This window comes from Candidatus Methylobacter favarea (assembly GCF_902806695.1).
Taxonomy (GTDB): Bacteria; Pseudomonadota; Gammaproteobacteria; order Methylococcales; family Methylomonadaceae; genus Methylobacter_B; species Methylobacter_B favarea.
Genome location: NZ_CADCXN010000062.1, coordinates 23,826 through 41,604 on the forward strand (window position 1 = coordinate 23,826; position 17,779 = coordinate 41,604).

A 17,779-nucleotide genomic window follows, 5' to 3' on the forward strand; every position below is an offset into this window, starting at 1 on the left:
AATAAACCATGCTTAAAACAGAGCTTTTAGAAATCATTGCAAATGGCGAGAACTCCGGAGTCGAGTTTAAACGAGATGACATTCGCCCAGAGCAGTTGGCCAAGGAGATCGTAGCTTTTGCGAATGTTCAAGGTGGACGGATTCTACTTGGCGTCGAAGATGACGGAGGTATTACTGGTTTGCAGAGGGATCAGCCCCAGGAATGGGTATTGAATGTTTTCCGAGACAAGGTTCACCCGCAGATCATTCCCTTTTACGAAGAAGTAATCATTGAAGAAAACGTTAGAGTTGGCGTCATTTCTTTATCACCTGGAATATCTAAGCCATATGTTGTTCGCCATAATAATCGTGAAGAAACATATATCCGTATGGGGGATCGGTCTGAAATTGCTACTCGCGAACAACAGATGCGGCTGTTTGAAACGGGAGGAATGCTGCATGTTGAGGTGTTGCCCGTTGCTGGAACGTCTATTGCGAGTTTAGATCTAGATCGCCTGGATTATTATTTGCGCTCTGTGATTCGGGACCCTGAAATTCCTACAAATGAAGGTGAATGGATTGAGCGTCTCCTTGGATTGGGTTTAATGGCAGAAGATGGCATGGGCAACAAGGTTTGTTCAGTAGCGGGGCTTTTATGTTTTGGAATAACCCCCAGGCGCTTTCTGCGGCAGGCAGGTTTGCGTGTGATGGCTTTTGCCAAAAACGATAAGGATTATCAGGCTCTTCTGGATGTCCAGTTAGATGGTCCCCTTGTTGGCCGTTGGCAAGTTGATGAGAAAAGTCAGAGACAGCTTGTTGATGAGGGACTTATCGAAAAGTTTGCCGCTACAATTGAGCCGTTTGTTTCTAAGGAAACATCGGATATCGATGCAAATATGCGACGTGAAAAAACCTGGCACTATCCTTGGGAAGCGATCAGGGAAAGTGTTATTAACGCCTTGGCCCATCGTGATTGGACGCGGTCAGTTGAAATAGAGGTTACTGCTTATGCTGATCGTTTAGAGATTATAAGCCCGGGCAGGCTCCAAAACTCAATGACGGTCACAAAGATGATAGCGGGGCAACGCTCCTCAAGAAATCCTCTGATGGTGGACATTTTGCGTGACTATGGGTACGTTGATTCTCGTGGCATGGGGGTGCGCACCAAAGTGATTCCTCTCATGAGAAACCTGAATCATACAGAGCCTGTTTTTGAAGCGACTGAGGATTACTTGAAAACAGTGCTTTTTATGAAGAGGTCTGATGAGCAAGATTCTTAAACACCTTCTGAAAGCCGTTCGCGAAGCCTCGATATTCAACCCTGAAACTCGGGTTGCTCCTGTGTGCATTCTTTGGCCTGACCGTGATCGCCAATGGGAAACAGTTATTCCTCTACTCCAGGTTGAATTGCCTGAGTTGTTCATTCTGGGCGACTATGCTCCTGATAAGCGCATTGGGCCGGCCATTTGGTTGCGTTGTGTTATCGCCGGCAAGGGTGATCATGCTTTGTCAAAGGCGCATCCTCCCATTTTTTATTTACCCGGCGTAAGCCGTCAGGATTTACGTGCAGTCGAAAGTTGCCCTGATCTTCTGAAACCGTTGGCAGAGCTTCAATACCGTGGTGTTATCTGGTCTCAGATCAACGCCAAGGATTGGACGATATTAGCCTTTATCAAATCCGATCAAGGTGGGCTAGGGCTTGATGTAGCGCAAGATAATGACACTAAAAATGCGATGCAACTGGCTCTTCACCGCTTGCTGGACGAAGATATTGAATTAATCAAGGGTAAACGACTGGATAAGGATTATTTCAACACTTTATTATCGGGAGGCGACCCGGTTAGAGACTTGCTGCAATGGCTGGATCAGGAGCATGCATTTAAAAATGCACGGACTGAAAATGAATGGATGGCTTTTGTTGCAGTGTGTAAATCGCAATTGGCGTTTAATCCTCAACAAGAAGGGGTTCTGGCCGGTGCTGAAAAATTAGCGAATCATCAAGGCCCCTGGCTAGGCGTTTGGGAACGGTTTTGCGAAGCCCCGCTTAGATATCCAAATATTCCGGCGCTCATTCGAAAATGCAAAATGCCGCACCCGGATATTTTTGCAAATGAATCGACTTTTGGCGGATGGCCGCAATGGAATGAGGCTGAGGAAAATGGTTTGCGTAACCGATTATTATCTTTAAATAATGGGCTTGTTCAGACGGTACGGTCTGAATTGCAAGAATTGGATCGACAACACGGTCCGAGGCGGCAACTGGTGTGGGCCGAACTAGGGGAGGCCCCCCTGGACAAGGCATTGGAAAAATTATTAGAGGTTGCTGAGTTAACGCAAATTGCTTGTGCCTCCGGTACGCTTGAAGAGCTATCTGCTCATTATAGAAGCGTGGGTTGGCGTGTCGATGATGCGGTTTTAAAAGCATTGGCTCTGATTGAAAAAGTTGTGGATCTTGAAGCCGTAACGGCGGTGATTCGGGCACTTTATTTGCCTTGGCTAGAGAATTCGGCGCGCTATTTGCAACAACAGGTGGGAGTATCAGGTTATCCAGGTGAAGCTCTTGCGACTGCAAAAGCAACTGCATACCCAGAAGGACAATGTCTGCTATTTGTGGATGGACTGCGCCTGGACGCGGCTAAGCGTCTACGCGAAATGCTTGAAAATTTAGGTCTGGATGTGACGGAAAAAGTAATCTGGACGGCATTGCCGAGTGTAACGGCTACCGGGAAAGCCGCAGTTTCTCCTATTCGAGATAAGATCACTGGCAATGATGGTAATAGCGATTTTGAGCCGTGTGTCATGGCAACCGGCCAATCTCTGAAAGGCGGTTACCATTTTAAAAAGTTAATCCAAGACTCCGGCTGGAAGATTCTTGATCATATGGATAATGGTGACGGACAGGGCAATGCCTGGTGCGAATTCGGTGATATTGACCATGAAGGTCATGATCGAGGCTGGAAACTTGCCAAACACCTGGCTAATTTGCTGAAAGAAATCAATGAGCGTATCGATGCCCTTTTAAAGGCTGGCTGGAAAAGTGTTCGTGTAGTTACCGATCATGGTTGGCTGCTGATGCCTGGCGGATTGCCTAAAACCGAGTTACCCAACACGTTAACCGATAATAAATGGGGGCGTTGCGCCTGCCTAAAACCGGGTGCTTCCACTGATCAAAAGCTTTATGCCTGGTATTGGAATCCTTCTCATCATTTCGTGCTGGCCGATGGCGTCAGCTGTTTTAAAAATGGCGATGAATATACACATGGAGGGCTGAGCTTGCAGGAGTGCTTGACCCTTGAATTGACGGTTAGTCGAAATAAATCCGTTATGCCACCAGTCTCAGTTAAAGTGACCGATCTAGTCTGGAAGGGATTGCGTTGCACTATCGGCGTAGACGGTTCATTTGCGGGGTTATCGCTTGACATAAGGCAACAGGCTGGTGATGCCTTAACGAGTGTAGTTGTTGAACCAAAGTCTCTGAAACAAAATGGGGCTGCCTCAGTTCTCGTAGAGAACGTAGATTTGGATGGCCAAAAAGTTGTTTTGGTACTGTTAAATGATGAGGGTTCCTTAGTAACGCAAATGGATACAGTAATCGGAGGAAATTCGGCATGATTGAGTTGGATTCGGTTGATCGCAAGGCAGCATCTGTTCTTGATGGGTACTTGGTTAGAAAGGATCTGGTTAGAACTTTTAGCCGTCAATTTCCGGTACCGACTTATGTGGTTGAGTTCTTATTAGGTCGTTATTGCGCCAGTATTGATCAGGATGAAATCAATGAAGGACTCGAAATTGTTCAACGCCAATTAAAGTCGCGCACCGTAAAAGCGGGTGAGGAAGAGCTTTTTAAGGCGCGTGCCCGCGAAAACGGAGAAGTTAAAATCATCGATTTGATTTCTGCGAGACTGGATGCTCGGACAGACTCCTATGTTGCAACTTTGCCGAGCCTTCGTTTAAACGATGTTCGGATCAGTTCCGAATTGGTCAATACGCATGAACGCATATTGACCGGTGGCTTTTATGCTGAAATTTCGTTGACTTATGATGCATCTATTGCCCAGGAAAGCAACGGACGGCCTTTTGGTGTAGATTCGCTCAGAGAAATTCAACTTTCCAAACGCGACGTTCTAGATGTATTGGCTGAAGCGCGCAAAGGTTTTACGACAGAAGAATGGAAAGATTTTTTGTTCAGATCAATTGGTATTGAACCGGTCGATCTGACCGAAAGGCAAAAAAATGCATTGCTGCTGCGCATGGTGCCTTTTGTTGAGCGTAATTACAATCTAGTCGAACTTGGACCTAGAGGAACAGGTAAGAGCCATCTATTTCAGCAAATCTCTCCGTATGCACACTTGATATCCGGCGGTAAGGCTACTGTCGCTCGCATGTTCGTTCATATGGGGACGGGGCAAAGAGGCCTTGTTTGTCAATACGATGTTGTGTGCTTCGATGAAGTGTCAGGCATTTCATTCGACCAGAAAGATGGTGTGAATATCATGAAAGGCTACATGGAATCAGGCGAATTCAGCCGCGGTAAGGACAATATTCGCGCTGATGGAAGCATTGTTCTAGTTGGCAACTTTGATGTGGATGTCGAGCATCAACAACGCATCGGTCATCTGTTTGGCCCGATGCCTCAGGAAATGCGGGACGATACCGCTTTTATGGATCGCATTCATGCTTATTTACCCGGTTGGGATGTGCCGAAAATAAATAAAGAATTGCTGACCAGCCATTTTGGCCTAGTCAGCGATTTTCTTTCTGAATGCTGGAGCCAGCTACGCAATCAAAGCCGGGTCAGTGTTATGCAAAACCGGGTTTTCTTAGGCGGCGCACTGTCCGGCCGCGATACCAACGGTCAATAAAACGATAAGCGGTTTATTGAAACTGCTCTATCCAGACAGTGAAAGTTTTGTTGCTGAAGAGGATTTGGAATGGGCTGTTCGTATTGCGATGGAGGCTAGGCGCCGGGTCAAAGAACAACAAAAACGGATTGGCTTTGCCGAGTTTCGGAATACACATTTCAGTTATGTGATGGGAACCGATGGTGTGGAAAAATTTATTTCCACACCGGAATTGCAAAGTGAGAACAGCATCGGGGGTGATCCGCTAGAACCCGGCCAGGTTTGGGTAATCAGTCCTGGTGGGGGCGATGAGAATCCAGGTCTTTATCGGATTGAGGTCAATGAAGGCTCCGGTAACGGAGTGAAAATTCTAAATAAACCTGTGCCGCCTGCTTTTCGCGAAAGTATGGGCTTTGCTGAGCAAAATCTATATGCCCGTTCCAAGCAATTAGTGGGCGATAAAGATCCACGACATCATGAATTTACTGTGCAGCTTAGGGCTTTTGATGCTTCCAAGTCGGGATCAAAATTGGGGGTGGGGGCGATCATTGCGTTGAGCACTGCTCTCTTGAAAAAGAGTGTCCGTGGTGCACTTATTATTTCTGGTGAAATCAATCTCGGGGGATTAATTGAACCCATTCATAATCCGGTCAATATTGCCGAAATTACCGTAGAAAAGGCGCTATAGCGTTACTGATGCCCGTGTCATGCCGTCGTCAGTTATTTGATCTTTCTGATGAAATGGCGACCAAAGTTGATATCCAGTTCTATTCGGATGCCCGTGATGCCTTACTGAAAGCAATAGTTGAATAGCGCATCAGGATTATCAAGATGATTTCTGTAAACCTGAGTAGCATTTCTAAAAAACGTAAATTAGGGAATTCATATTTTTTAATCATCCTCAATCCGATCGTAACAGTCTATAAAATAGCATTTCAACTACTTTGCCCAGCTTGACGTAGTGTATTGAATGCTTTAATAATTCACCTTGAACGTCGGGCTGTCCTCTGGGCGCGTCTTGCGGTGATCATAAATCCGCGTCGTGGCGATGTTGGCATGGCCGAGCCACTCCTGCACCTTAGCGATATCGGCCTGATGGTTAAATAGACGGCTACCGGTTGCCAGATTTTGTTTCTCTTTTTCCCTTAATAACTTTTTTGCGAACCAACTAATACAGCCCTAAGCAGGAAGGATTCCCTACCGACATCCACAAATTTGGAGAAAGACCTTTCAGTTCTCAGTGGCCTTTCCTTCGGATTCACAATCGTTGCCGTTTTCAGACATTGTCTCCGGTTCCGCCATTAGCCCCGATTCTTCTCGGGCTGAACGCACTTCCTCACCTTTCCCTTGTGCATAAGCTGCCTGATGCGCCCGCTGTTCAATCGAGACAATGCGCCGGGCTAATCGGTGTAACCGCTGTTGCCATTGATACCTTGCGGTTGAGCATTGCTTGCTGGTCAATATCTGGCAAAGCCATAGTGTGTCCACGGCGATCATCAGTTGATCCAGCAAGCGGATCAGCTCCACAAACTGAGCGATTTGCGGTGAGGTGATGCGGGCTTTGAAATCCGTCGGGTGGGTATAGCGAGGCGATTCGGCTATGCCGTTATCGGCGCAGAGTTTATCGAGCCGCGCTTTTTCCTGCTGCAGTTGCAGTGCACAGTCGCCGATCATTTGACTGACGATCTCCTCGATATCATCGATCGCCTGTTCCGCGCCGACGATTCGCAAGGTGACGTCAATCGCATACAGGGAGCGAATCAGGCGGCCGTAACTCCGGCGAATCACCCGAATGGCTTGTTCACTCTGGATTTTAATCGTGCGTTCAAAAACCGGACGACTGATGGCCGGACGAACGGTTTTCTCTGGTGCTGTTGTGCCTGCCATGCCATTTCCTCTGAATAATTGCCGTATCACGCCCGATAGTAAGTTGCTTTGTTCTGACCACTCCTGCAAAAAATGGCCGATTTAACGATCTATTGCTGACTGTAATCGGAGATTATCCGCTTCAATATTTGGCAATGGCGCTGAATTTCGTTGTTAACATCAGCCTGGCTTTTTCCATGGGTACTTTTTTGCTGATCAAGTGGAAACATAACATTTCCTGCCGTCTTACGAGACGCTGTGGACCGACTTTGCGTCGGCGTTCCGCCTTCAGGCGGCGTGGATGGTATTCATCGACGAGTCGGGTGCGTTAAGCCCGATGATGTGAGTGCATTGTGCATTTGTTAATCCTGTTCTGGGAAAGCCAATTCCCCGGTCGGGTTGATTCGTCTCCCGAGCATCTAACTCACAGCCGTGCCGGTGGGTTTTAATTCAGTCTTGATCCGGGCACGGACGGAGGAGGTCTGTAGTATGGCAAGTCGTGGTGTTAACAAAGTCATCCTGGTCGGCAACCTGGGTGCCAATCCCGATATCCGGTTTTTAGCCAATGGCGACCGGGTCACCGTGATTCGTCTGGTAACGGGCGAAGTCTGGAAAGATCAAAACGGCACTCGGCAGGAGCGCACCGAATGGCATCAGGTGGTGTTTTATCGCCGCCTGGCTGAAATCGCCGGTGAGCTGTTGAAGAAAGGCAGCAAGATCTACGTCGAAGGCAGTTTGCGAACCCAGCAATGGGAGAAAGACGGTGAGAAACGCACGACCACCGAAGTGGTCGCCAACGATCTGCAAATCCTGGATCGGGCATACGGTCACGAATTTGCTTTCGGGAACAACGATAAGCACAATTACACCAAACCTCGGCAAAACCGTTCGTACTCATCGGCTCGACGCGGATGAGAGGGGCAGTGATCCATTGGTGAGTTAATTCTTCAACTCACAGAAAAAGTTTTTCAACTCGAGTATTCATTAACCCTGCCGCTGCAGTTCTCGCTGTCTCGGTATTTTTTAACCCCATGGGGATGCCATTCCCCGTCTGGGGCATTGCGTCCTCACTTTATTAAGGAGAAACGCAATGAGCTATCCATCCAAAAACACGCAGCCAAAGACCCGGAACCTGCCGATGCCGGTCGACGCGCATCAGGTTTACGGGCTCTCGGAGCAATCCTGGAAAGTCCTTACTGAAGTGACCTTTCCAACGGCCAAAACCCCGGAAGCCATCATGATGGCGCTGGATTACTGCAGGGCCCGCAAGCTCGATATTTTCAAAAAACCCGTGCATATCGTACCGATGTGGAGCACCGCCTTGGGGCGCAATGTGGAAACCGTCTGGCCATCGATCATGGAAATACAGACCACGGCAACCCGGACCGGGCTTTGGGCGGGCATGGATCGGCCGATCTGGGGGCCCGATGTCACCCACACCTTTACCGGCAAATTCAAAGACGACACCGATACCTGGCAGGAAAGCACGGTCACCGTGACTTTTCCCGAGTGGGTGGCGGTCACCGTTTACCGTCTGGTCGGTGGCCGCCGCTGCGCCTTTACCGAGGAAGTGTACTGGATGGAAGCCTACAGCACCGCGGGCGGTAAAAACTCTCAGCTGCCGACGGCCATGTGGATCAAACGCCCAAAAGGTCAGTTAGGGAAATGCGGTAAAGCCGCCTCGCTGCGCGCGGCCTTTCCGGAGGAATGCGGTTATGCCGCCGAGGAAATGGACGGCAAAAGCCTTGACGATCTGAACGACGGCGCCGGGATTAACGGCAGTGCCAGCCGTGTCGATGCGATCGATGGCGACACTGCTGCCGACACCGGCCCCCGTGTGATCGATCTATCGATGGTCAGTCCCAAGGTCCAGAAAGCGGTCGCGGAACTGGTCAGGCGCACGGCCATGGCCGGTGCCTGGAAAGCCGCCTACGACTATGCCAACAACAAGTTCGCGGGACTGGAATTGACCTATGCCATTACCGAACTGGACCAAGCGTCACAGGCGGCGAAAGCCACATCGAACGCCTTCGATCCTGGAGATCAGGCCATCGACGAGGCTTCGATGCCGCCGGTTTCCACTGTCGCATCGGAAGCCTTGCATAAGGCCCGTGAGACCTTGGGCGCGTTGCGCTAGTTGAGGTCAAGCCTTTCCTTTTCACGCCGACAATCCAGTTGGTCGTTATCCACCCTTCCAGGGCGTCATGTTTCTCCCTCGGGGTGAATGGCATGACGTCCTGCATTAAAAGGAGATGTCATGAACGCCATCGATCAATCATTCAATCGAATACCTTGCCATACGGACTGGCATCGCTACGACTCGCCCACCGTGATCCGTCGGCATGGCCGCAGTTTTTTGGAACGGGTCTGGAAACCGGAAGGGGCAGTCAAAAACACCGCTACGTTATCGAAAGACCAGCTTCACAGCCTGGTCGAGAGCTATGGCGGTCGCTGTGTGACGACGTCGGATTCCATGCTGCTGATCTTTGATGACTATCACTGGACCCGCCGTTGCGATGCCCAACTCGTCAAGCTCGGTCAACCGACGCAGCGTTGGGGGTGCTACATCCAGCTGCACGGGGTGGAGTGATGAAAGTCATCAATGTTTCGCAGCGCTCGCCCGAATGGCGGGTGTGGCGGTCACAAGGCATCAGCGCCAGTGAAGCGGCGATCATCATGAACCGCTCGCCGAACAAGACGCCCTGGCGGCTATGGGCGGAGAAGAAAGGACTCGTGCTGGAACAGTCGCTGGAAAATAATCCATTGATTCGCCTAGGCCTCGAATGCGAGCCGCAAGCGCTGCAACGTTTTGAGGATAAGCACGAGGTGCTGTTATTGCCGCTCTGCGGTGAATCGGAGCGCTATCCTCTGTTGCGGGCATCGTTCGATGGCTTATCCGAAAGCCAAGAGCCCGTGGAGGTGAAATGTCCCCATGAATCCACTTTTCTGGATGTGCTGTTAAACCGCGAGCAATCGGCGGCCTATCAATTGTATTGGTGCCAAGTGCAACAACAGCTCCTGGTCGCCGAAGCCGCACGCGGGTTTTTGTTTTTTTATCACCAGGGGCAAGACGTCGAGTTCGTGATCGAGCGTGATGAAGCTTTTTTCACGCAACTGATCGAAACGGCCATGGATTTCTGGTCGGCCGTCAAAACCGGACGGGAGCCGAAAAAAGATCCGGAACGCGATCTTTATCTGCCCCAAGGAGATGACGAACAGCAGTGGCAACGGTTGGCCGCTGATTATCGCCAGAATGCGGAGAAGATCGACGCCATCAAAACCCAGCTCAAAGCCATGGAATTGCAGCAAGCCACGATCGAACACACGTTGGTCGGTTTGATGGGACCCTTCCTGGCGGCCGAGCACTCCGGATTGCGGATCAGCCGCTTTCAGGTGCAAGGGAGCGTTGATTACAAAGCGGTCCTTAACGCCATGCTGCCGGAGGTGCCGGAATCGGCGCTCGAATCCTACCGGAAAAAACCGTCCGAGCGGGTTCGAATCACCTGCCGCGATGACGACGGCAAGCGTGCGGAAGTGCCTTTCGATGCGGAAGCGTTGAAAGACCTGGCCGGTGTCGATTACTGGTTCTGAAGGTTGTCTTTGATGGAACGGGACCCCTGCATGGCCTTTAGGCCTGCGGGGCGTCCTGATCCTTTTGCCGGGCCCGGCATCGCCAAGGATGTCAGTTTGATCAGTCAATTTTTCCGGTTTTTCCTCTGTCCTTGTGCGCCAAGGCCAGAGGAAAAACCATAACATTCAGGCGTTCCTTTCGAGAAACCCCGAATCCGGCGCTTGCCGGCGTTCCGCTATTGAGCGGCAGGAAAGGTACCTCCTTTCCTGGGTTAGGTGCGTCAAGCCTGATGTTGTCGTCCCGTCGGGGTTCATCGCCCCGCCGGGTAATGGTGGCCCCTTGTTTTAATTAAAGGAGGTCCCTCATGAACAAAGAATTTTTGGAAAACCTTGTATACCTGGCTGGAAACGGCCAGTCTGGAAGAGATCAGGGTCAAACAACAAACCGTGCGGCAACTGTTGGCTGAAAGCCGCGACCGCGACTTGAAAGCCGACATTCGCCGGATCTTGCGCTTTATGGACGAAGAGATGGTCGCCCGCTCCGAACTGGCGAACGTCATGCGTTTGTCCATGGCCCACTGATCTCGATTTCTTTACTCATCATTCATCCCCTGGATTGCCAGGGAATCTCATCACCCGAAGGGGACACAGTACCCTTCAGGGATATGGTGTGTCTCCGGTTTCGGGTTTCAACCCAAACTTAAGGAGTTCACCATGATGCAACAGTATTCCATTGCCGACACCTTCGGCATTCCTGCGCCCGCTTCGATGAAAGTGGAAGGTTTTAGCCCGGCGCACAATCCGTATGTGCCGATCAAAAAGGCCTATGTGTTTCGCAAGGATCATCTGCGTGATGTGCTGGCGTTTCTGGGCTCGGCCAATGGCGATGGCTTGAATCTGACCGGCCCCACCGGCTCCGGCAAAACGTCGCTCTTGGAACAAGTGGCCGCCAGGCTGCATTGGGGCGTCCATTCCGTCACCGGACACGGACGCCTGGAGCTCAACGATTTGCTCGGCCAGTACATGCTGGCCGATGCCGGCGCCATGAAATGGATCGACGGTCCGTTGACGCTGGCGGTTCGTCTTGGGCACATCTTGTTGATCAATGAAATCGATGCGGTCGATCCGGCCGAATTGATCGGTTTGAACGAAGTCGTCGAAGGCAAGCCATTGACGATTCCGCAGTCCGGGGACGTGATGCTACCGCATCCCAAGTTTCGGCTGGTCGCCACCGGCAACAGCCAGGGTGCAGGTGATCAGTCTGGTTTGTACCAGGGCGTATTGAGACAGAACCTGGCCTTTCTGGACCGGTTCCGTTTGATGGAAGTGGGGTATCCCGAGCCCGAAGACGAAATGAAACTCCTGGCCGACATCGTGCCGAGCATGCCGGAAACGCTGCGCGAAAGCATGATCAAGGTCGCCAATCAGATCCGCAAGGTCTTCATTGGCGGTCAGGATGGCGCAGGGATGTTATCGGTGACGCTGTCGACCCGCGGCTTAGTGCGGTGGGCGACACTGGTGGCGACCTTTAAAAGCGCCCCCAATGCCTTGGCCTATTCCCTGGACAGAGCCTTGACTTTCAGGGCGGAAGCGTCGGAGCGCGAAGCGATTCATCGCATCGCCAAGGACGTGTTCGGCGATGACTGGCAGGTGTAGTCATGGCGGTCTGGCGTTTATACCGTTATCGTCACAGCGATGGCCGCTCGAAAGACTGGGCGGTCAGCGCGAATGCGGACGGCACGATCACGACTCGATGGGGCAGAACCGCAGCGCGTCTGCCTGGGGTGAGTACCCGGAAGGGTGTGAGGCTATTCGACATCGAAAAGCAAAAACAGGCCAAAGGCTATGTATTCGTCGCCGAGGTGGAGATCGACAGCGAAGGACACGTGCATTTTCCTGAGCCAGCCAAGCCCGATCCACCGCCTTCAGGAAGTGGCGCCTTGTATTGGCATATCGATTGCCGGGTCAGTCAGGAAGTCTGCTTGGCCTTGGCCAGCGAAATCAGGCGTCTGATCGATGTGATTCACTCCTTGCCGGACTATGCCGCGATGCCCCATCCCCTCTGGAAAGGGTGGCAGCGATTGAGCGATCTGGCACTGGGCGCCGAGCCGTTTTCGCAAAGCGGCCAGATCAAACCCGCCCATGGCGTTCTGCCCTGGTTGTTTTTGATGACGTTGAAACAGCAGGGCTTTGCCGGCGTTGAGATCGGTATAGCAACCGAAAGCAGCCGCGAGGTTTCCGCCGATCTGAAGGCTGAACAGGAAGTATTGGATTTTTTTGGCACGGATCTCGACCGAATCAGAGGAACGGCTGAAATGTTAGGTTTACTAAAACCCCGGTTGAATCTGGCCTCATTGTTGTCCGATACAGACGATCGTTGGTTTTAGAAGATTAATCCCGTTCATTTTTATTTAACCCGGAAGGGGCGTGTCTGCCCATCCGAGCCGGCTGCGTCTCTTTTCCCCAAGGAGGTTTTTATGATCCAAGCAGCCAATATCATTTTAGACCGCGTCGTGTTGGTGAAAGTCGAAGCCAACATTTACGGCGCCCGCAAAAAACTGAAAAAGGAAGACCTGGTGCTCGCGGACGGCAGCAAATTGCCGCCTGAGGATTTGGCCAGTCTGGGTTCCAAGCGTTTGCTCGATCCGGACCGGCTGACGGTGTTCAACCGCCTGAAAAAGGAAGCTGAACGCATCTGTTTGCGGGTCGGTACCCGGTTTTTGGGCGGTTTTGCGATTCCCAGCGAATCGGCCGCCGGCATTACCCTCGAGCTCGAACGGATTGCCCAGGACTTTGCCCATGCCAAAGCGGAGTTTTTGGCCGGCTACGATGCCGCAGTGACAGACTGGGTGGTTCGCCATCCGGAATTTGCCGGCATTATCGAGCAAGCGGTGGATTCGGTGGAGTTCGGCTCGACGCGTTTGTCGTTTGACTTTTTGATTGTTACGGTCGGCGTGCCGGACACGTTGCCACCGGAAGACCTTGCGCGCCTGGAAACCAAAATCGGTTCCTTGAGCGAGCAGATGTTCTATGAAATCTCGGTAGAAGCCAATCTATTGATCGAGCAATCGTTATTGGGTAAGGATCAGGTCACGCGCAATGCGCTCCGGCCGATCCGCCGCATGCGTGACAAGCTCGATGGTTTGGGCTTTCTCGATTACCGGGTGGCGCCCGTGGTCGGCACCATCGATGCGCTATTGGCAAGGATTCCTGACAAAGGCGCGATTACCGGCAGTATCCTGCAGGAGATTCTCGCCACCGCCATGCTGTTGGCCGATCCGGACAAAACTCGGCGCCACGGCGAAGGGCTGCTGGCTGAGCAAAGTCATGCGATGGACGATGATGGGCGGGATATGGAGGATGATCTAGCAGAAACCACTGATTGGCTGGCAACGGCGGATCAGTCTTTACCGCTGCCGCTTTTATCACCGCCAGTTCTGTCTGACTGTGACATCGGCGTGGCTTACGGACAAGATGAGCCATCCACCGCGGTCGAGACCGAGGAAGGTGGGGTTACCATCGCTGCCCGAGAAAGTACCGAGCCCAGTCCGGACAGCGATCTGTTTTCCGGGTTGTTCGACGGCATTTTCGAGGACGAGGGGGCAGGGGATATGGAACAGGGTGATCGCCGAACGGAGAGTTGGAAAGAACTCACCCGGATGGCCGAAAGCACTGGCCAGCCGTCAAACTCCACTGGTGTTACAGCAGTAACCATCGAGGCGTCCAATCCGGACGCGTCAAGATCGTCTAATGCTGAGCCGGAAACGGTGATGACGGTAGACGATGATAATGAGGGTGCCGACACAGACCCCGATTATTGGTTTTAACGGATAGCATTCATTTATTTGATACCCAACGGGGCAGTTCATCGTCCCTTTTGGGGCGGTGGCTTGCCCCTCACTTTTAGGAGCAAGCCATGAGAGATATCACCTTACACCATGCTTTTCCGATTGTGGCGGCTGCCATCGGTAACCGCTTCGGCATCCAGGTCAAAGTCGGCGGCGATCAAGCCTATACCGACGGCAAGTTGATTCAATTGCCGGCTTACAACGGCAACGATCCGGATTATCAGGATTATGCCTGGGGATTGTTGGCGCACGAAGCCGCGCATCTTCGCTATTCCGACTTTACCCTGGCCTATGGGCCGTCGGTATTGCGTCGGCGGCTGTGCGGCGCCATTGAAGATGTCCGTATCGAATACGAACTGGCCAAGGACTTTCCCGGGACCAGGCTCACGCTGCGCACGGTGATCGAAAAAATGATCGCGAGCGGCGGCTTTGTCGCCGCCAAAGATGATGATCATCCGGCCAACGTGTTGTACGGTTATGTGCTGAAAAGCCTGAGGGCGCGCGTGCTCGGCCAGACGGCTCTGAATCCCTTGGTCGAAATCAGCGAACAGGTGCTGAAATCGCTTTTTCCGGCCGGCGCGGTGATTCGGCTGAAAGGGCTGTTATCCGAAGTCCCGGATAGCCTGACATCAGAAACCGATTGTCTGTATTTGGCGGATCGCATCCTGACTCTAATTGAACAGGAATGTGAGAAGCCCGCACAGGAAAACACGCAGCAACAGCAAAACCAGGCGGCTCAGGGAAATGCCGATACCGAAGCGAGCGTGAGCAAGGGCGATATTGAGCCTGACGATGATCACGATCGTTCGGATATAAACGCGGATGGTGCTGATTTTTCAGCGGGATCTTCCTGCCCAAGCGAAACCACCGATCGCGATGACACGACCGACTACGATTTCATGCCCAGCCAAATGTCTGACAAGGAATTGGCGGAACAAGCAGACGGATCGAACTACCCGTCTTTGATGGCAACGCTGCAATCGGCTTCGGATGCAGATCTCGACCGCGATGTCTTTGATGTGGTCAAGTCCGCTTTGGCACTGGACGATCGGGATGCGCCTGAGACGGTGATGCCGGTCGGACTTAAGCCGCTGGGCAATGCGGCGGCAGGCCTGGGTCTGCTCAACCACGTGCAAAGCGAATCGGTGAAAATTCGTGCTGCCTTGCAAGGCTGGGTGCAATCGCAAAGCCTCAATCGTAGCCATCCCGCATGCCGGGGCCGGCGCGTGATCGGTCGAAAGCTTCCTCAACTTGCACTGGGCGATCCCCGGGTATTTGTGCGCCGTGTCGTCAAACCCGCGCCGAATACCGCCATCCATGTGCTGCTGGACAAGTCCGATAGCATGGATGAACCGGTATGGGTCGGTAAGAATCAGTCCGTGACAAACCGGTTATCGATCGCCTTGGAAGCGTCCATGGCACTGGCCTTGGCATTCGAAGGCATAGCCGGGGTTAATCCGGGCATGACGGCTTTTCCCGGGAGGGATGACACCTCGGTGTTTCGTCTGCTTGAACACGGCGAACGCGTTCGCGCCAATTCGGCGGCATTCTCTTCACGAGCCGGCGGCACGACGCCGATGACGGAAGCCGTCTGGTTTGCCGCCGCGGCGTTGCTCCGTTGCCGGGAACCGCGCAAGGTGTTGCTGGTGATGACCGACGGTCAGCCCAACGACATCCTGAGCACGCTGGAGATCTTGCAGCGGTGCCGGAACAGCGGGATTGAGACCGTGGGCGTGGCCTTGGGCCTCGATGTCAGCCATCTGTTTCCGGTGGCGATCATGATCAACGAACTGAGGGAACTCAGAACGCAATTGTTCGCGTTGTCGAAAGCGGTGCTGTTAGCGGCGGCCTAAATACCAAACAGTTATCCGTAGCCCAATCCCTGAGCAGATGCAAAGGGATTGTGGCTACGAGTAGCCGATTGGCCCGTGCCTTTTTCCCATGCTCTCGGACAGAATGAGAGCATTGGAAAAACAGAAACTTCATGCATTCATTTACGAATGCTGAATCCGGCGTTGGCCGGCGTACCGTCTACAGGCGGCGCATAGTCTCATCTATGCGGGTCGGGTGCGTTAAGCCCGATGGTTAAGCGCATTTTGCAACCACAAGATGTATTTCACTCAATCCCGCTTCGGGCGACATCGCCCGCGGGGCGACGGTTCATTCGAAGGCAGGTGTTTAACTTTCAAACAGGAGACCTTTAATGAACTTTATCTTTGGCATCATCATCGTGGCGATGTTCATTCTCGCGCTGCGGGTGATCTGGGCAACGACCTTTCAACTACTCGTGATCGTTAAAACCGGTTTATCCGCCATCCGCCGCCACACGGCGCAACGGTCGGCCAGAAAGGCCGAGCCGGTCATCATGCCTCGAATCAGCCAAGAGGTCGATTGGGAGGCGATGTCGGAAACGGTACGCCGGGAAATACAACGGCGCAACAGCGGATCAGGCAATGAACTGGATCGTCTGGAGCTTCAATATCAAGCCAAACAGAAAACCATCAAGTTGTATGAGGCGGAAATTGAAATCGCCAAGCTGGAGCGGGAATTACACAAGTTCAAACCGGTGGACGTAAGCCCCGAACCGGAAGTCAAAAAGCGCCGCAAGGCTAAAACCCAGCCGGCTCAGGCGGTCACCAATGACAATTCATCCAAAACCGCCCAGCAGGTTTTTCAATTACGGGAAGCATTGAAGGGTGGCGGAACGACGCCACCGGTCAATCAGCCAGCCCGCCATTGAACACCTGCAAGGTAGCGCCGGTTCGCGTGTCAACAGCACGAACCGGGCTATCCAGGGTAGGGGAGTCAGCGCTAAAGACCCAACTGCCTTCCGGCAACAGCGATAACAGGTCGCTCTGGGTCTCGCGTCTGAGTTGCCGGATTCGGCATAAAAAGGGCCAGGCTTGCTCCGGGTTGTCAATTCGGCTCAACACCTCGGCTTCAACCGCATCGAGTTTTTTGAAAATGTGTTCGCACTGTTGAACGGTGTTGAGTCGCTCATCGACCGGAATTCCCATCGGTTTAGGCGGCTGATGTCGAGTCTCCGTCCGGTTAGGACTGAGAAAATCAAAAATGCGCAATATCGACTCAAACAGGGCTTATTTCCCGTTAATTCGTGAAAGATAGCTACCATAATCCGTTTTTTATGCAAAATCAAGCGGGCTGGGCAAGCCGTTTTTTGGCCTTATCCGCTTCAATTATCCGGCCGGAACAGCCATCCTGACGGATGGGTTTCCTGCCACATTCTTTTGGAGATCCCTCATGTCCCAATCCCGTATTCATATCAGCCAAGCAATGGCTGATGACACGATAACCCGGTACCTCAATGATTACCGCTGCCCGGATTGCCTGCTCGATTGGCAGGATGAATGGGACTGCGCTTGTAATGATCGCTGCCCGGCTTGTCATAAAGAAATCGTCCCGCTGCATAGCGAAGACATTGCACTTTAACCTGGCGAGAGCCTTCGTCCCATGGGGAAGAGGCTTACCGTCGCTCATCGTGGAGAATATTTATGACGCAACACTTTGTCGTCTCGTATGAAATCGATTAGGTATTGCTAATTAACTATAGATAATCTCATTATTTCTTTTAGCCATCAGAAGCCTTACGGAATATTCCAACATCTTTTGGCACTTGCTGTAGCATTTTGACTTGCGGCGCAACCTGGCAAGGAA

General features: G+C 52.2%; 16 protein-coding genes and 2 pseudogenes. 14 read left to right on the forward strand and 4 right to left on the reverse strand.

Annotated features, from left to right (window positions below; genetic code table 11):
* Nucleotides 1-8: 8 nt before the first annotated feature.
* From HUX64_RS09310 to brxL, 3 genes and pseudogenes are all read left to right on the forward strand, one after another.
* Nucleotides 9-1,259: an RNA-binding domain-containing protein gene (locus tag HUX64_RS09310; protein WP_174625957.1), complete on the forward strand. Its 1,251-nt coding sequence runs from the start codon at nucleotides 9-11 to the stop codon at nucleotides 1,257-1,259.
* Nucleotides 1,243-3,591 carry a BREX-1 system phosphatase PglZ type B gene (gene pglZ, locus HUX64_RS09315; RefSeq protein WP_174625958.1) on the forward strand — a complete coding sequence of 783 codons (2,349 nt, stop codon included), beginning with the start codon at nucleotides 1,243-1,245 and terminating at the stop codon, nucleotides 3,589-3,591. Before HUX64_RS09310 ends, pglZ begins: the two co-directional genes overlap by 17 nt.
* Nucleotides 3,588-5,508, forward strand: a pseudogene (gene brxL / locus HUX64_RS19225) (BREX system Lon protease-like protein BrxL). Before pglZ ends, brxL begins: the two are co-directional and overlap by 4 nt.
* 287 nt (nucleotides 5,509-5,795) lie before the next feature.
* On the opposite strand, the gene HUX64_RS19670 reads toward brxL, so the two are convergent.
* Nucleotides 5,796-5,993 (reverse strand): tyrosine-type recombinase/integrase, encoded by a 198-nt coding sequence (locus tag HUX64_RS19670; RefSeq protein WP_217426488.1) that lies wholly within the window; start codon nucleotides 5,991-5,993, stop codon nucleotides 5,796-5,798.
* 57 nt (nucleotides 5,994-6,050) lie between these two features.
* Entirely contained in the window at nucleotides 6,051-6,707 is a 657-nt protein-coding gene (locus HUX64_RS09330; protein WP_174625959.1) for a hypothetical protein, read from the reverse strand.
* A gap of 468 nt (nucleotides 6,708-7,175) precedes the next feature.
* On the opposite strand from HUX64_RS09330, the gene ssb reads away from it, so the two are divergent.
* The 10 genes from ssb to HUX64_RS09380 all read left to right on the forward strand — a co-directional run bounded on the left by ssb (nucleotide 7,176) and on the right by HUX64_RS09380 (nucleotide 16,844).
* Nucleotides 7,176-7,601 carry a single-stranded DNA-binding protein gene (ssb, locus tag HUX64_RS09335; protein ID WP_174625960.1) on the forward strand — a complete coding sequence of 142 codons (426 nt, stop codon included), beginning with the start codon at nucleotides 7,176-7,178 and terminating at the stop codon, nucleotides 7,599-7,601.
* Between the two features lie 175 nt (nucleotides 7,602-7,776).
* On the forward strand, nucleotides 7,777-8,823 hold the full coding sequence (bet, locus tag HUX64_RS09340; RefSeq protein ID WP_174625961.1) for a phage recombination protein Bet: 1,047 nt from the start codon (nucleotides 7,777-7,779) through the stop codon (nucleotides 8,821-8,823).
* 120 nt (nucleotides 8,824-8,943) lie between these two features.
* Nucleotides 8,944-9,276, forward strand: coding sequence for a hypothetical protein (locus HUX64_RS09345; protein ID WP_174625962.1), 333 nt, complete (start codon nucleotides 8,944-8,946; stop codon nucleotides 9,274-9,276).
* Nucleotides 9,276-10,277 (forward strand): YqaJ viral recombinase family nuclease, encoded by a 1,002-nt coding sequence (locus HUX64_RS09350; RefSeq protein ID WP_174625963.1) that lies wholly within the window; start codon nucleotides 9,276-9,278, stop codon nucleotides 10,275-10,277. Before HUX64_RS09345 ends, HUX64_RS09350 begins: the two co-directional genes overlap by 1 nt.
* 369 nt (nucleotides 10,278-10,646) lie before the next feature.
* Nucleotides 10,647-10,838, forward strand: a complete 192-nt coding sequence (locus HUX64_RS09355) for a hypothetical protein (RefSeq protein WP_174625964.1) — start codon at nucleotides 10,647-10,649, stop codon at nucleotides 10,836-10,838.
* 132 nt (nucleotides 10,839-10,970) lie between these two features.
* The gene (locus HUX64_RS09360) at nucleotides 10,971-11,912 is read left to right on the forward strand and encodes an AAA family ATPase (RefSeq protein ID WP_174625965.1); all 942 of its coding nucleotides are present in this window, start codon (nucleotides 10,971-10,973) and stop codon (nucleotides 11,910-11,912) included.
* A gap of 2 nt (nucleotides 11,913-11,914) precedes the next feature.
* Entirely contained in the window at nucleotides 11,915-12,643 is a 729-nt protein-coding gene (locus HUX64_RS09365; protein WP_174625966.1) for a hypothetical protein, read from the forward strand.
* Between the two features lie 90 nt (nucleotides 12,644-12,733).
* Nucleotides 12,734-14,083 carry a DUF3150 domain-containing protein gene (locus HUX64_RS09370; protein WP_174625967.1) on the forward strand — a complete coding sequence of 450 codons (1,350 nt, stop codon included), beginning with the start codon at nucleotides 12,734-12,736 and terminating at the stop codon, nucleotides 14,081-14,083.
* Nucleotides 14,084-14,172: 89 nt separating this feature from the next.
* On the forward strand, nucleotides 14,173-15,957 hold the full coding sequence (locus HUX64_RS09375) for a VWA domain-containing protein (RefSeq protein WP_174625968.1): 1,785 nt from the start codon (nucleotides 14,173-14,175) through the stop codon (nucleotides 15,955-15,957).
* A gap of 350 nt (nucleotides 15,958-16,307) precedes the next feature.
* Nucleotides 16,308-16,844: a hypothetical protein gene (locus HUX64_RS09380; RefSeq protein WP_174625969.1), complete on the forward strand. Its 537-nt coding sequence runs from the start codon at nucleotides 16,308-16,310 to the stop codon at nucleotides 16,842-16,844.
* On the opposite strand, the gene HUX64_RS09385 is transcribed toward HUX64_RS09380, so the two are convergent.
* Nucleotides 16,822-17,184, reverse strand: coding sequence for a hypothetical protein (locus tag HUX64_RS09385; RefSeq protein WP_246246976.1), 363 nt, complete (start codon nucleotides 17,182-17,184; stop codon nucleotides 16,822-16,824). The two genes, HUX64_RS09380 and HUX64_RS09385, sit on opposite strands and share 23 nt — an antisense overlap.
* 181 nt (nucleotides 17,185-17,365) lie before the next feature.
* On the opposite strand from HUX64_RS09385, the gene HUX64_RS09390 reads away from it, so the two are divergent.
* Nucleotides 17,366-17,554, forward strand: coding sequence for a hypothetical protein (locus HUX64_RS09390; protein WP_174625970.1), 189 nt, complete (start codon nucleotides 17,366-17,368; stop codon nucleotides 17,552-17,554).
* Between the two features lie 111 nt (nucleotides 17,555-17,665).
* On the opposite strand, the pseudogene HUX64_RS09395 reads toward HUX64_RS09390, so the two are convergent.
* A pseudogene (locus HUX64_RS09395) lies at nucleotides 17,666-17,779 on the reverse strand (IS1 family transposase); the annotation flags it as partial.